Here is a 17,596-nt window from a genome sequence, read left to right as displayed (position 1 = left end):
GCTCCCTTCTCCTTTAAGTCTATTCATATCTCTAAAAGAAAAATGGAGTGATTTATGTGAAAAAGGGTGGATTTAGTAAAAAGCGATTTACTCAAGCAACGGCCATTACGAGTATTGCAGCGGTTGCCACAGTAGCACCAATTGAAGAAATACCATTAATGAAACATATTTTTTCAAATGATATCCATACTGCTCAAGCAGCAGTTGTAAATAAGCCTATTAATCAATTAAAACGCGGTGACACGATTATATTTGCTGGAAAAGAATATAAAGTTTTAAATCCAAGTACAGGTTATATAATCGCTACTTGGTCTTATGGCAGACACACATTTGATGATAACAATTCACCCGTTTTCGATACTAATAAAATGTATGCAAACGTAGGTTGGTGGTTAAATAATTATTATTACAATCAAATTCCAGCTGCAGACCAAGCAAAAATTCAAACAGTTAATTGGGGTATTGGTAGGGATGGTTCGGAAAATAGTAGAACTGTTTCAGCAAAAATAAGCTTGATATCACATGATGAATTTGATGCATATTTTGATGTTGTTAATTACCTCCCAGTATATAGTTTTTGGACTAGAACTCCAAATAGTGGTTGGGGACCAACTAGTGTTTTTTGGGCTTTTACAAATATGCCTGGACCTGGGTATTGGAATAGTACTTATGCTAATCAACAAATGGATGTAGTTCCAGTAATGTATTTATATCCAACAACTGTGGTGGGAGCTGTATATCCTAACGCTAATCCTATATTCTCGCAAATACCAGCTCAATCAACCGTTCGTGGTCAAAATAAAACTGTAAGTCTAGCAAGCTATTTTAGTGATCCCGATGGAGATACTTTAACATTTTCTGCTTCTTCATCTAACACAGGAGTTGGTAATGCTTCAGTTAGTGGGAATACACTTACTTTAAGTCCTACAGGTTTGGGCAGTTCAACTATTACAGTGACTGCAAATGATGGAAAAGGCGGTACCGTTAGTCAAACATTCACTTTTTCAGTAACAAATAGAAATCCAGGCTTTACCCAAATTCCAACTCAATCAACCGTTCGTGGTCAAAATAAAACAGTTAGTCTAGCAAGCTACTTTAGCGATCCTGATGGAGATTCTTTAACCTTTTCAGCAACCTCTTCAAATACAGGGGTAGGAAATGTATCTGTAAGTGGCAGCACATTAACTCTTAGCCCAACTGGTATAGGAAGTTCTACCATTACAGTTACAGCGAATGACGGAAAAGGCGGTACAGTTAATCAATCATTTACATTTAATGTAGATAATCAGAAGCCTAATTTTACTCAGATTCCTGAACAATCTACCATTCAAGGACAAAATAAAACAGTTAATTTAGCAGGATATTTTAGTGATCCAGATAGTGACGCATTAACATTTACCGCAACATCATCTCAAACAGGAGTTGGAACTACCTCCATTAGTGGAAGTATTTTAACTATTACACCAAAAGGTTTAGGAAATTCTACCATTACTGTAACAGGGAACGATGGGAAAGGCGGTACGGTTAGTCAATCATTTACATTTACTGTTCAAAACCAAGCACCAACTATTACAATTTCTAATGACGAAAATCGTGTATTGAATGGTGATAAAAAGATTATTATTACAGGTACAGTAAATGATATTGATGGTGATAATATTACAGTCAGCGCAACGATTGACGGCGTAGAAAAAAGTCAAGTTGTGAACGGAAGCGGAAATTATTCATTAGAGTGGGATGCTCTTAACATTAATGAGGGTACTTATCAAAACATTGTTGTTACCGCAAAGGATGAAAAAGGAGCTTTTAGTACAGAAACCTATACTAAACAAATTGTGGTCGATAAAACACCACCAGCTGATGCGAGTTTTACAGTAGATGAATCAAATCCGACTAATCAAGATGTCAGCTTGACCATCACTTTCCCGGATGATGCAGCAGTTAAGCAATATAAAATTGGAGCGGCTGGAACTTGGACAGATTATACGGGCCCAATTACACTGACTTCCAATGATACACTCTTTGCCCGTTCTCAAGATATAGCTGGAAACTGGTCAAACGAAACAAGTGTAATCGTAGCAAATATAGATAAAGATGCACCTGTTATTACGTTAACATCTTCTAAATTAGACCCAACTAATACAGAAATTGATGTAAATGTACAGGTAGTTGATAATAACTCGATTATCGAGAAAAAATGGGCAAAGGGAAATCAAAATGAAGCCTACTTTGCAACTAGTGGTACGGATATTACGGGAGATTCCTTTATTGTAAGTGAAAATGGCACTTATACCGTTTTCGCCAAAGATAGTGCTGGAAATATTTCTTTAAAGACTATTAATATCTCAAATATTGATATGGATGCACCGGTTATTGTCCTAACTCCATCTAAAATCGACCCTGTTAATACAGAAATCGATGTAAATGTAGAAGTTACTGATTATACAACCGTTGTTGAAAGAAAATGGGCTAAGGGCACTCAAAGTATTTCTTTTTTCGCAACAGGTGGAACATCAATAGAAGGTGATAGTTTCATAGTAAATGAGAATGGCACCTACACGGTTTATGCGAAGGATAGTGCTGGAAATGAATCCTTGCAAACTATCGAAATTAGCAATATTGATATGGATGCACCGATTATTACGTTGACTCCATCCAAAATTGACCCTGTAAATGCAGAAATCGATGTGGCTGTTGAAGTAACGGACTATACTGCAATCGTTACTCAAAAATGGGCAAAAGGGAACCAAAATTTAGCCTATTTCCAGTCAAATGGAACTGACATTATAAATGGAAAGTTCGTAGTTAATGATAATGATGTTTATACCGTATATGCAAAGGATAGTGCTGGTAATGAATCCATTCAGACTATCACTATATCCAATATAGATGTTGAAGCACCAGTTATCACTTTAACTCCTTCGATACTCGATCCTATCAATACTGAGGTTGATGTGGATGTGGAAATAGTTGATCACAACCCTATCGTTGAAAAGAAATGGGCAGCAGGTAACCAAGATTTAGCCTATTTTCAAACAGGCGGTACGGCAATCATTAACGATAAATTCATCGTTTCGGAGAATGGCACCTATACGGTTTATGCGAAGGATAGTGCTGGAAACGAATCCTTGCAAACTATTGAAATTAGCAATATTGACATGGATGCACCAGATGTTGCTTTATTGGAGGCAAGTACAACCGTTCCAACTAATCAAAATGTAGAAGTAACTATTACTTATCCCGATGATGCAGTTGTAAAAGAATACAAGATTGGCACAGGGGCATGGTTTGCTTACGAAGGCCCAATATCGGTAACTAGCAACGATACGGTTTACGCAAGGGGACAAGATGCTGCAGGTAACTGGTCAGAGGAGTCTTCATTAGTTATTTCAAATATCGATAAGATTGCACCAGTTATTACGATCACGGGTGTAACGAACGGAAATACGTATGTAAATGAAATCACTCCTATTGTTACAGTAGAAGATTTTAATACAGTTGAAACAACAATCCTTTTAAATGGTGAAGCTTATGCTGGCGAAACCATTACAGAGAGCGGTTCTTATATCTTAACTGTTAAAACAAAAGATGCTGCAGGAAATGAATCAACAAAAACAGTTGCTTTTCATGTAAATCATACTCCTAAAATCGTTGGGACTATTCCAGATAAAACATGGAAAAAGTTCGAAGAAGAGAGCATTGATTTAAGTACCATTTTTACTGATAAGGAAGATAACTTAACGTATACGGTTACTTCATCTGATGAAAATATCATTTCAGTAATCGAGAAAGATGGTTCACTTCATATAAAGGCATTAATGCAAGGTTCTGCGACTATAACAATTGTTGCCCATGATGGATACAGTGAATCGGAGCCAGTTTCTTTTAAAGTAGAAGTCAATTCAGTTGCACCAACAGTTTCCCTTACGAATGACCAAACATGGGTCATTGCGGATGGAGAAAAACTGATCATTGAAGGAATTGTGAAAGATGCAGACAAGGAACAGGTTGTAGTTACAGCAACAGTCAATGGAGTAGAGAAATCTGTGACCGTTCTAACAACAGGGGAAGATGATGTATGGTCCATTGAATTTGATGGAGCTGATATTGGGACAGGTGTTCATACCGTTTCCGTACAGGCAAAGGATCCATTTGAATCTTCTGCAGATGTGGCCAGCAACAAATTTATCGTAAAGATACCTGTTCCGTTAGCTGAGTATGAACCAATTTTAAGCGGATATGAAGTGGATATTAATAAGGACCGCCAAGACTTTTCAGAATCCGAACATACCGTTTTATTAGATGCCTTTGTTGCAGTGGAGAGTCTTAAAACAACCAATAATCCAGATGCATGGCTGACAATAAAACCAAAGGTGGATATGTTGGCCGATGGTACTGTCAAAACAGCATTCTATAAAAAAATTTCCGGAAATGCTCTAGATTATTTAATTGACAACCTTGATACAGCAACGAAATCAGATTATGAAACTGCCGGATTTACTGATGTACAAGAAAATCTTGTCCCAACCTACAATGAAAAGAATTCGGATTATCTCGCTGAAAGAAAAGATTTAACAGAACAGGACATTCAATTGATCATTGATATTGTAAATGCAGTAGATAAAGCTTCTTCCTCTAATCTTGTAGAAGATTGGAAAACGGCGAAATCTGAAATTGAAAAACTAGAAGATGGCGCTCTTAAAGATGATTACCTGCAAGTAGTTGAGGATGGATTTGTTAAAGCGATTGAAGTCAATCCTGATAAATTAACATCCGAACTACTCGGCCAAGAATTGAGTATAATAGCTCACCCTGAACGGGAAGTAGACTATCAAATGTATTTAAAAGACGAACTAACAGTCGATCCAGTTCTAACTAAGGAACGCTTAGAAAACATTATCAAAGCTGTTGATAATATCTATGACTTAATTGATTCGTTTAAGAAACAACCAACACAAGAACATCTAACTTCATTTGAAAATAAAGTAGATGCATTAACAGATGGTTTATTCCAATCAAAAAATGAGGGTTTATTACCAAGTTTCAATTTAGAAATGGTCGTAAACGATCCTTCAACAATGACGGAAATTGCTTTAAATACAATCGGTGTTACTCATGACATTTCACATCTTCCGCTTTACCAAGACTTCTTAAGAGACTATTTAGTGGATGTTTCAAAAGAGGAAGTAACAAAAGAAGTTCTTCAGCGGATTATTGATGTAGTGGATGCAATTGAGAAGGTAAAAGAAAATCCTACTGATGAAAATATCCAAGACTTGCTAGACCTAATCGGAGGATTAAATCCTGATGCTTCAATAATTGATGACATTCTCGATGAAGTAGGAGGCTCCATCTTAGATAAGATAAATGAGGATTTCTCAAATGTTACCGAAAAACAATTAGAGAATATTGGCACTGATAATATAGATAGTTCTCGCTTGCCAGAGTATCAAGAAGCACTGAACGATTATGCAAAGGAGAAGGATCCTACAGACCTTACTCGAGACGATATTCAAAAAGTTATCGATGCAGTGAATGGCGTAGAGGATGCTAAGGCAAATCCTTCTGAGGAATCTATACGTGAAGGGTATGAAGCGGTAAATCAATTAGATGATGGTCCATTAAAGGATAGAATTTTACAAGAATTAGAAGATATCGCTGTCGATTTCATTGCTAATAATCCTGATAAAATCACTCAAGACCTTCTTGATTATGCAAATTTAGAAACGGACCCAGACTTGCTTGATTCTTATAAAGATTATTTACAAGATGTTCTTCCTGGACTTACTGAAGAAATCACAAAGGAAAAGCTACAAGAGCTTATCGACAAGGTAAATGAAGTTTGGGCTGCATACTATGAGGCTATTAACAACCCGTCTGAGGCAAAAGTGCTTGCCTATGAAACTTTAGTTAATTCCCTTGTTGATGGTGTATTTAAAACAAAAATGATAGGTTTGATTGATGATGTAGCTCTGGCTTACCTAATCGCAAGCCCAGCCACTCAGGAAGCGGATGATTATGCTCGTTTGGGCATGACCATTAAGGATGAGAATATCCCTTCTTACAATAGCAACATGGCAAAGTACATTACGGATATAGGTTCAGATAAATTCTCGTTCACTGAAGTTCAACAAGTTATTACCGTAACAGACAAAGTGGAAACAGCTTTAATAGACTCTAAAACAGCTAATGTGCAACAAGCTTTATTAGAAGTTCGTAACCTTCAAAGTGGAAAATTAAAAACTGACCTTAATGCTGCACTGAATGGACAAGTTATTGGTGATATCAATTTAAACCCTGGTACAGTTACTGCAGATGATCTGATTAATCTTGGAATAGAAAATGTAAATCCAGACTTTGAAGAACTATATCAAGATGCTCTTACAAAGCTTAAAGATGACTTAGGCGGTACACTCACTTTTGAAGATGTTCAAAATGCGGTAGATTCGGTGAATGCGGTTGAAAAAGCCCTTGAAACTGGTAATAACCAAGATATCATAAATGCATTTGAAGAAATTAAAGAGCTACCAGATGGTTCTTTAAAAGATTACTTAACTGATAAGTTACAAGAAGAAGTTATCAAAGAGATTATTGAAAATCCCGAAAATATCACGACCGAGCATCTGGAAAACGGTGGTTTTACAGAAGTTGATCATACCTTAGAGGAAGAATATAAGGATGCCATAGGTGGTTATGAACAACCACTTACTGCAGAAGCGGTACAACAGCTTATTGATGTAGTAAACCAAGTTAAGAAAACCCGTTTAGATTTGACGCAAGATGATGTAAACAAACTCGGCAAAATGGTGGATGAATTAGCAGCTTCAGATACCAAAGAGAATTTAGTGCTTGTGAAGGATGCTTTAAAAGCACTCTTAGATTCGGAACAATTCATGAACAATGACAATATCCGTGACGCATTTAATAAAGTAGCACTCGTTAATACAAGAGAGAAATCTTATTTAATGCAAATGGCTAATTCTCTATCCTTTGTAAGAACGGCTCTTGGGGAACCATCTGACGAAGCCATAGCTGCTGCTCAACAAGAATTATTAAAGCTAGATAATGGGGATTTAAAAGAGCGTATGCAATCGAGAGTTGGCGGAGCATATCTTGAGCATGTGATCACATCACCTGGTAGCACAAACATTCAAGATTGGATTAATGCGGGCTTTGATAATGTAATGGACGAAACTTTCCCTATTTATAAAGGGGCTGTGGATGCCATCACTAGTGAAAAGGGCCAGCTAACTAAGGAACAAATTCAAAATATCATCAATGCTATTAATGCCATCGAAACTGCGAAAAAGAATCCAACAAACCAAACGATTCAAATCGCCAAAGATGCAATAAATAAGGTTGTTGATAGCCAGTTAAAATTAAGCTGGTTAGCGGAGATGGACGAGCTTTGGAAGTCCATTCAACCGAAACCAGTTCCGAAGCCAGACCCTGCACCAACACCGATACCGGATAAGCAACCTGAGCCAGTAAAACCACCTGTTATCAAGCCGGAACAATTACCGAAGCCTTCTGATACAGTAATGGTTTCATCAAATAAACATGCGGCAATTGTTATGTCCATTCCTAAGATAGAGGTAGCTGAAACGGACTCACTGAAAGTGAAAATTAAGGTATCTGCTAATGATATTTTAGAAGGTTCAAAGCTTTACTTATACGCTGACTCCGCTTCTCTTCGTCAATTAGAAGGGACAGCTGTTGCTAGTAACAATCCGCTATTTATGAAACTAGTAGCTGCAAACAAAAAGCCTTTAATTGAAATTGATTTTGGGAAGTTAGATAGGGGGACGCTTGAAGTGGATCGGGATCTCGTGTTTGACGAAAATGGAGAGTATCTATTAAAGGGAATTTTCATAGCAAATGGAACGAATTTAGAAACAAATACAGTGAAAGTATCTGTATTTAAGGAACTGCTTATTCCAAATACAGTCCTTCCTAATCCGCATGGTTTGCCAGTTGCAACATTAAAAGCTAACCAAGATATTCCGCTCTTCAAGAAAGATAAGGATGGGAATTTTGTGCAAGCAGGTGGAGCGAAGGCTGGAACCCTTCATCTTGTTTATGATACAGAAAAAGGCTTCTACAAGTTAGCTGACGGCTTATATGCACAATCTGGTCATGCTGTAACTGTTCATATTGGTAAAGGTGAAGTGCGAAAGGATGAAGTGAATGTTTACGATAAAAACGGTCGTTTTATCCGAACAATCAAAAAAGGCCAGCAATATAAAGTGTACAGTTACGACAATAAACGCTATGCCATTGGCGGGGGAGAGTACATTGAAGTCCAAGACGGAGTTACCTATGTATTTGGATGGATAACCGTTAAAGAGCCTATAACCCTTTATAAGCCTGATGGAACTGCGGAACGTACGTTAAAAGCGGGGGAAAAATACCGTGTATATCGTGCGGATGGAGAAGTTCTTCATTTAGGTGGAGGATTTACTATTAAGCGTAATAACAGCAAATATGAATTTTTGAAGAATTAATTGAGAGGGGGAACTTTTCCTCCTCCTTTTTTATTAGAGTATTTAGTATAAAGGAGGGCGCTTTTCACTTTTAACCTAAAGTAGCAGAGTATATTTTCTTAGAAAAATTCAGTTTAATAGCTCCATGCAAATTATCCCGTGGAAAACAGTTAACAATTGTATTCCAACTATATACAACAATCTTTTATTTATGGTATTATAGTAATAATTTCAATATTCATCTTATCAATATTTCACCTAAGCAGGGGAAAATAACCAATATCAACTATAATTTAGAATCTACAATTATGTAGTTATTTTTCTATAAAAGACTCTAATAAAGTCCTATATTTAGATGTTGGTTATTAATAACTCATTGATAATATGAAGAAATTTAATAGTTTATTAAAAAGCGGAAGGACCGCTAGACCTTTTTACATGGTTTAGTTGGTCCTTTCTTTTTTTGTCGAAAGGGGGAAATTACTGGTATATTTGTTCTAAGGAAAAGCCTTCTTAATATGGAGTTTCTTAGAAAAAATAATACAATTGGAGGAATGTATATGTTGAAAAAAGTTGGAAGATTAGCGGTAGCCGGTGCATTATCACTTAGTTTAATAGGTGGATTGGCCTCTGAAACTATCAGAGCGGAAGCTGCACCTATATATCCTGTTGAAGTGAAGGTTAATTTTGAAAAAGGATTTAGTCAAGCCTATCAATCTGAGGCAGTTCAGCCTTTTGTTGATGTAGGTAATAAAAAGGGAACATTAGTTTTTAAGATGTATCCCAATAAGGAAAAAGGAATATGGGCAACAAATATTTGGTTAGCTGCAAAAAATAACCTTGCAGGTAATTACCTTTTGATGGATGGGCCAAGTGCTATTCAAGACAACACGCAAGGGTTATATGGTTTTGATGTTTATAGTTTATGGAATCAAACTGGAAAGAAATTAATCAGCAAATATGAAGCCGGTTTTACAAACGCTGGAACTGCACCAAACGGAAAAAATTATATCGCTTTAGCTGTATATCTACCAAAATCATTAAATAGTGGTCGTTACTACTTGCAACATTCCGGAATGACAAATGGTTATTGGGATATTAAAGCATATTTCTATGAAGATGTAGATTTAGAAGATGCTTTATTTTTACAAGTAGGAAAACTATTTCCTCTTGTAGGAAAAGTGATGTGGGGAAAAACAGAGGTTAAACCCGGGCAAATTGGTCGTCTTACCATAAAATCACCTATAACTCTATGGAAAGATATTGATGGAAAGCTATCACCTGCCCGTACTTTAAATGCTGGTGAGCAATATCGAATTTACGGTTACCGTTCTGAACATGGAGGACAGTATGAAATGGGCGGAGGTTATTATGTAAATAAAGATGCCGATAAAGCACTCTATGAAACCCCATCTAAAGCCCGCCTTCGATTAGCTGAGATTTTGTATAAAGAGTAAGGAGGGGTGCTATGAAGGGCAAACGATTATTACTAACGTTTGTCGCAATACTGTTAATGGAATTGACGTTGCCCTTCTTCACTCTTTATCAAAAAGTTGAGGCGGCAACACAAACACATTTAGGGATGCAAACAATTTCATTTAATCACTTTGAAGATGATCCCACTGGATGGGCTACACAAGGTAATGGAAATTACCTTCAATTAGGTGGTTACTTTATTCGCTCTGATGTTAACCAACTTCGAGCGAATTGGCATCAAACTTTAGCACCAGGGGTAATGTTAGGTGGAACTGCTTTGGATTCGCCTACAGCTTATACTCCACCTCCTGGTTATAAAATTCATTCGATAGCCTCATATGCAGTTTATCGAATGAGAACTTATCTTGTGCAGCGAGATAATTCGGGTTGTAATGGAGGATTACCTAGTGATAGTCGATGTAATCCCTTTTACTTCGCTGGTGATGCCGGAGAGGATAATAGATGGGCAAAACCGCCTAATATTCTTTCTGCTGGTCACTGGGTATATTACGGTAATATGAATAGATATAATCCAGGTCTAGGAAGAGACATGCTTTATTATCAATGGCGTACAGCACAAATAAGAAAACAAGGAGACGACAACGGAGCTGGCGGAACACCTTGGTTAAAATATGATTTTAAAATTGTGCCAGATGGTCCAACAGATCCATGTCAAACGAATCCTAATGGCCCTGGTTGTGGAGGTTCTGGTGGTGAAGATGGCGGTGGCGGTGAGGGACCTCCTAATGATCCGGGTCCTCCACCTGTTTCCCCGCCTCCTACTGAATCCTGTCCAAGAGATATTAGTGTTTCCGGTAGTGGTTCAATGGGGAGCAGCAACATGACAGCTGATCCTAATGGAAAGATAATTGAATCTACAGAAAGTAGTCAATTTAATGTATTACGTTATGGTATTCCTTCATCAGAGTTTCTCAAGGTAGAAGGGGCTTCCGAGAAATACCTATCAGATTATAGGTATCAAGGAATGAGCGGGACAGTAACGTATCGGGTGAGAGTCACACAAGATTATATGCTTAGATGGCAAGAGGGTAATGAAATCAAATATGAACATGTACGTAGGGATGAATATGTTCCTGATACATACAGCGTTTCGTATTGGCAGATAGGTCACTTAGCTATTTATTCATTCCAAGATGCTATTTTCCGCAATTATGCTTTACCAAACGAAATGGTGATTATTCCAAATACACAAAGGGTATCCGCTTCATCAAATCATAATGCAAGTGTGGATGCTCATGTTTTCCCTCAAAACTGTCAAAGTGTCTATTTAGGCTTACAAACAATAGAGGGAGGACAATCTAAACCTTCAGCACCTTACCCTAATTTATCGGGTTCAGCTGGTACGGGTAGCAGACCACCACAAGTAAAGAATGATTATGTGAATGTGGATGGTTCTACATCAATGTCAGATGGAATGGCAACGCAAAATGCTCCAACTCCATCTCCAATTCCAGTTGCTCAACAGGTAAGGGTAGAAAGGTCATCTTTACAGATTGACCCATTGAAAGTGAATAAATGGCAAACGCCAAGTTCAATAACTGCGTTATATCAAAGCATTCACACTGTCAATACTGGTGGAGGTTCAAGGGAATTTACAGGATACTCACCGAGCAAAATAAATACTGTTACAGTTCATACGCCAGTCGTTATGTATGCTAAAGCATCAGATGATAAAGCACATGATCAAAGGACAGATCCGCCTAATCGTTCAACACCAGCGAATCCTGATACTGACCGTCATGCCTTTATCTTAGACAGACCATTTACCGTATCTTTGCCAACAAATGGGCAGCATTTAGATGTAGGAATGGCACCTGGCTATGGAAACCGCGATTATGCAAAATATACTCGTCAAAAGCAAGTAAAATTTCCGTTTGATGTATACTCAGAAACCAAAGCAGCATTTTATCCAAAAGAAACATGGATTAATGTTCCAATCAATATGGAAAACGTCACATTCTTTTTACCAGTATGGGTTCCAGAAGGGCCTTATACAGTAAAGTATCGTTCCATTGCGATCAATGCACCTGGGGAATTGCCTGAAGAACATCATGCGAACTTAAATATGTCCTATCGTACTCCAAATGGTAACATGTCAAATCATGTAGCCTATGACACAATTGAGGTTGACGTAGTAGGGCGATTATTTGATTTCCGCGTAACCGATATCCTAGACTTCAATTGGGGACCTGTATTCCGTACCACAGAAGGTATGATTGAGCATACAGGCAATCACTTTTGGGTTGGAGATCGAGGGATTGATGGAGCATTACGAGGAAACCAAGAGCCTTTTGTTTTGCCTATTCGACATGGCAGCCATCCTGCTGGTTATAAAAACGTAGCGGTTAAAACAGGCTATCAATTCAAGTTTGATATGAAATCAAAAGGCGATATGTGGAGAGAAAATGATGCAATTCGTATTACGCCGAGCTTTTACTTCGTTGATAAAAATGGTCAGAATCGGAGAAAAGTAGATGTATATTATCATAATGACTCGAATTATTTCGTAAAAATCGGTTCTTCTCATGATAAAGAACACCGAGAAGTGACTTTAAATGAGCCGCTTCGAAATGTTCCCGAAAGTCAATTATGGAATACCGCAGAATATTATTATCGTCATCCAGACAGATACGGATTCCGGTCAAAAGCTGATGCTACATTCGATCATGGTTTCATTCGATACTTTGAAAGGGATTATGCAAAGCGTCCTAAAGAAACAGGTCCGTATGGCTGGCAAATCTTAAACTGGAATTTACGAACATTTATTGGCCCGCTTGCTACTACTGTCCCTACAAATGCAATGAAACCGCAAAAAGACGCCATTGCAAGTGAACAGATGTGGTACGGGGAATATAGTCTCCCAGCTGACATTTATATAGTAGAAGAAGGGAAAGACATTGCTGGTTATGGTTTACAACATCGATTAAATAAAAGCCATCCGATTTTCATAAGAGATGGATATCTAATTGTAAACTTTAATATTGAAAGCCTTCAAAATGGCAATGTTAATCAGCCTCACCTTCAATATATATTTGGGGAGTTATCCAACCAATGGAAGCGCGAAGGTTTTAAATATAGTTTTATAGATCCATATGGTTATACATTCCAGTTAAAAGATGGTGACGTATTATTCTATCACGGGGATCAATCCTCGAATGATGATTTCAGAGCGGGGGTTTCCCACTAGTGTTATTAAAGATTTGGCCTCAATATTCTTTGATATTGAGGCTTTTTTTTATAAGAAAATTACAAGAATCTTAGAGGAGGAATGTGAAAAGTGGTAACGGTAGAGTATTATGCATGGCCATTATTTATATCATTTTCATTTATCTTGTTGTTGTGTATATTATCTATTCACTTCTTTGTGCAAACTAAGAAATACAATTATATTGGACTATCTGCGGCTTATTTAGTATCTACACTTCTTGCTTGTGCTCCATTTTTTACAAATAGATTGCAATATTTTGATACTAATCACATCATGGCAACTACAGGAATGTTATGTTCTATCTTAGCCACTTTTATTATACAAGGTCCAAAGATTATGAAGATTTGGTTACCTACCCTCTTTTTAACAATTATATCCGTTTTATCTATATTCCTACCGTTTCCAGTTAATTGTCTATTACTAGGCTTAGGTATGCTGAGTTACGGTATTTATATACTGCTTAAGGGAGAATGGAATGGGAATGTTACTCTATATAACATTCATGCTGTAATTTTTGTTCTGTTGGGCTTGGTAGCAATTATTGGCGTATTTTATAGGCATGATCCTTTATTTTTCTTAGTATCATTGTTTAATTTAACACAAGTTATCCTGGCTTCACTATTTTTCTTTGATCGAGTCGTATCCATGATGAGGGTTGCTTCTTATAACTCAGTAACGGATCCGTTAACAAAAATCTACAATAAAAGATTTCTGATAAATAAAGCGAAACAATTAGCTGCTAACCAAGAGATTTCTATAATATTTGCTGATATTGATGATTTTAAGAAGTTAAATGATTCGAAAGGGCACGAAGAAGGTGATCGAGTTTTAAAGGAAGTAGCTAGATGCTTGAAGGCAGTTGTTCATAAGCAAGGTTACCCTTGTCGTTTCGGCGGTGAAGAATTAGTTGGGATTGTTACCCATGGTAATGCCGTGGAGAAGGCAGAAAAATTTAGGGAGAAAGTAGAAAGGGAAATAGGAGTAACTGTATCAGTGGGAGTATCTTCAGGTAAAGGGGATGCTGAGAAAATAATAAAGGATGCAGATTTATTTATGTATCAAGCAAAAAATGGAGGAAAAAACAAAGTAGTTTCATTATAGAGATTTTACAACTTAGTATATATAGGCACTATAATCGAGCTCAATGGTACATAGATAAGCTTCTGATGGAAGCAAAACGAATAAAAGAAATAGTTTTATCTTAATACTACCTATGAAACTATAAAGCCCTACAAACTCAAAGTAATTTGTAGGGTCGTTTTTTAAGCATAAACCGCTTCAGTCTCTTTAATTTTGTTTTGAATTTTCTCTATACACTGTGGGCAGGTAATCGCTATGACATTTCTAAATTTTATATTTTTATATACTTTCTTTGGAGTATTGTAATACCAACTATAATTAAATCCACAGGCACAGGAGCAGTCATCTTCAACTGCATGAACATAAAGATTTCTAGGTATTTTTATTGTTGGGTAATGCACTTTTATCATTCCTAAGTTATTATTTATACAGGACTATTTTACCATGTTTTCTCTTTAAATACATGTTTATTATATTTTTCACTTTAATAGAAAGGTTGGAAGATTATGAAAAAAGTAATGCTTGTATTATTTTCGTTAGGCCTATTGATGGGTTGCTCCAATTCCAAAAACACACAAGGTGTTTCACAAAATTTAAAAAAGGAAGAAAGGAGAATTCATGAAAAGAAAGAAGAACAGTATCCAATATTAATTCAAAACAAGGAGGGCTCTTATCAATACATCACACCTGATGGTAATGTTCTTCTCCCTGGTCCTTACGATATAGCTAAACCATTCTCAGATGGATTAGCTTTTGTAGAACAAATGGGTGCCTCTTTTTTTATTGATATAGAAGGAAAGAAGATATTAGAAGTTGATTATGATGAAGTGGGAGATTTTCATAATGGTTTAGCTAGAATCATGCTCCATGCAAAGGGGAACGAAGGATATCCACGGTATGGATTTATTAATAAAAATGGAGATATTATCATAAATCCAACCTATTTCTATACCACTAATTTTTCTGAAGAAAAAGCAATAGGGTTAAAGGATAATGAACAAGAAGGTAAATGGGAAATTGAACTGCTAAATAACGATGGAACAGTTACAAAACTTCCAGATATTCCAGCATCTAATGTGACGGAATTTCACGAGTTTTCAGAGGGTGTATCTGTCATATTCCCAAGCAGGATCGTTCCTAGTGCTTATATGATAAATAGAGAAGGACAGCTAATTTCAGAAGGTGAATATAGCTATATAGGTGAACTGAAAAATGGTTTAGCCCCATTCGCTCCTCACTCGGATACATATGGAGAAGATCTTTATGGTTATATCAATTCACAAGGGGAAATAGTGATAGAACCACGTTTCTCGGACGCCTTGCCATTTGATGGGGAGGTAACATTTGCAATGGATAATGGTCGATGGGGAGTAATAAATAGAGAAGGAAATTGGTTATCGAAGCCGTCTTTTGAATACGTTGGAAGGTATTCAGAAGGCTTAGCTGCAGTAAAAATCGGAGAATTTTGGGGATATGTCAATACAAAGGGAGAAATGGTCATTGAGCCACAATTTGGGTTTGTAGGACAATTTGAACATGGACTTGCGATGGTTCAGGTCGGGGATAGAACAGGATTAATAGATACTAATGGTACTTACGTTTTGCCACCGGGGAAAATCTTATTATATGAAAACATGCTCTCTACTAAAGAGAATAATGAAAATGTCAATAATACAAACACTGAAGATTTCCCCTACTATTTTGATAGTTCAGGACAGGCCCATAGAAAACCGACACAAGAGGAAATAGAGCAGGAAGAGATTGATGATCTCAATTATGCGCGAGGTTTATTAAATGAACAAAAGTGGCTTTATGAGAAATTCTTTGAGGAACATAAAGCTGAAGCTGTACCAATTTTAGAAGAGGTAATAACAGCTGCTAGTAAAAATGACTGGCAAACTATTAAATATTCTGGAGGACAAGTTGAATATTTATATTCCTGGGTGAAGAACTTTGCTAACCAAGGGCCGATACACCCGGATATCAATGCATGGCATGGAATTCTTAGTACGAATTATTTTAGTTTAAATGATGTTTTAAATGTAAACCATACCGAAATTAAGAATGATACAGATTATATAGCCAGCTCTGCTGAAGCAATACTCGAAACCTTTAAAATGATTGACGATGAGCTCAGTAAAATAGAATTACACTGATTATTCAACGATATAAAAGTAATTATTCTAAAGAGCTTTATAATTTATGTGTTAATACCAAAACTTTTAATCATACTTCTAGGAGAGTTAATATGAAGAAATTTATTTGTTTACCTATACTAGCATCATCCATATTATTTGGTTGCAGCGATTCAAATGTTGAAAAAGCTTCGGAACAAGTGGTTGAAACGGAAACTAAAATTGAAAAAGTGCCTGTACAACAGATAGGAACGGAGACAGATGTAGCACCATCAATTACTGGTTTAACGGATACTGTCATTTCGATGTATACTGCTGCTAGCAACAATAATATTGAGGAATTTCAAAAAGTTGCTGGAAATTTTGATAAGGATTTCACAACGGATGAACTCTTATCCAACCTAGCTGAAATGCTGGAATATAAAGGCGGCTTAGAAGAGGTAAGAGCAAATCTTCAAGAGGTAGAAAAGGAAGAATTAACTCCATTTTATCTTAAAGTACTAGAGGATGAATTTGGATCATATGGTATTAATTATGCAGTCGTAGCCGAGTGGTCTTTCAATAATGATATTGAACCTGTTGGATGGATAATCCATAAACAAAAAAATGAAAACAAAGTTATTCGCCGGGATACTGTAATGGATCAAGGTAACAAATTTACGTTCTTTGAAGGGCCGGTAACAGAAAAATCAGGTACAACGATAGACAATTATATAAGACAATATGGGAGAAATACTCTCTATGAGGCATATCGATTAGCCCAGGTGGATGACTATGAGACTTTTAAAACGCTAACGAAAGAAGATATCAATGTTGGTCTTGACGTTTATACTGTGTTTAATCTGTTAGCTGAAAGGATTAGAAAAGCAGGAGATGCTAATGGTTTGCTTATTGAGGAAATACCACATGACACCCTAAATGATTCACTTCGGAAAAAATTAGAACAAAGATACGGACCGGATTTTGCTTTTATTGTTGAATGGATGAATAGAGATTATATGAATATATTTATTTTAGCTCCTTTTGATGGTATGTATTATATAGTCTATTGGGATGATGAAGGAAAAGATCAATTTTTAAGAGAGCATGTAAATAGCAATTATAAAGAGTTCGATTTTAAATCGTATGGATATTAAGCCATTTTGACCTAGTGAATTCACTAGGTCTTATTAATTTTCACTAGTTTAGTAAAT

General features: G+C 36.6%; 6 protein-coding genes. All 6 read left to right on the top strand.

From position 1 onward, the window contains the following. Nucleotides 1-56 precede the first annotated feature (56 nt). The 6 genes from AR328_RS16355 (at nucleotide 57) to AR328_RS16330 (ending at nucleotide 17,539) form a co-directional block, all read left to right on the top strand. Nucleotides 57-8,504: an Ig-like domain-containing protein gene (locus AR328_RS16355; RefSeq protein ID WP_066297997.1), complete on the top strand. Its 8,448-nt coding sequence runs from the start codon at nucleotides 57-59 to the stop codon at nucleotides 8,502-8,504. Between the two features lie 539 nt (nucleotides 8,505-9,043). After that, on the top strand, nucleotides 9,044-9,940 hold the full coding sequence (locus AR328_RS16350; RefSeq protein WP_066297991.1) for a hypothetical protein: 897 nt from the start codon (nucleotides 9,044-9,046) through the stop codon (nucleotides 9,938-9,940). A gap of 11 nt (nucleotides 9,941-9,951) precedes the next feature. Beyond that, nucleotides 9,952-13,167, top strand: coding sequence for a DUF5704 domain-containing protein (locus AR328_RS16345; RefSeq protein WP_066297989.1), 3,216 nt, complete (start codon nucleotides 9,952-9,954; stop codon nucleotides 13,165-13,167). A gap of 90 nt (nucleotides 13,168-13,257) precedes the next feature. After that, complete coding sequence (locus AR328_RS16340) at nucleotides 13,258-14,289, top strand: GGDEF domain-containing protein (protein ID WP_066297986.1); 1,032 nt, start codon at nucleotides 13,258-13,260, stop codon at nucleotides 14,287-14,289. A 485-nt stretch (nucleotides 14,290-14,774) separates the two neighbouring features. Then, nucleotides 14,775-16,424 carry a WG repeat-containing protein gene (locus AR328_RS16335; RefSeq protein ID WP_066297983.1) on the top strand — a complete coding sequence of 550 codons (1,650 nt, stop codon included), beginning with the start codon at nucleotides 14,775-14,777 and terminating at the stop codon, nucleotides 16,422-16,424. Nucleotides 16,425-16,516: 92 nt separating this feature from the next. Continuing rightward, nucleotides 16,517-17,539 carry a hypothetical protein gene (locus AR328_RS16330; RefSeq protein WP_066297970.1) on the top strand — a complete coding sequence of 341 codons (1,023 nt, stop codon included), beginning with the start codon at nucleotides 16,517-16,519 and terminating at the stop codon, nucleotides 17,537-17,539. Nucleotides 17,540-17,596 lie beyond the last annotated feature (57 nt).

Origin of the sequence: Bacillus sp. FJAT-29937 (assembly GCF_001509555.1) — a bacterium.
Classification (GTDB): domain Bacteria; phylum Bacillota; class Bacilli; order Bacillales; family Cytobacillaceae; genus Cytobacillus.
Note: the sequence above shows the minus strand (reverse complement) of the source record. Positions and strands in the feature narration are given on the sequence as shown.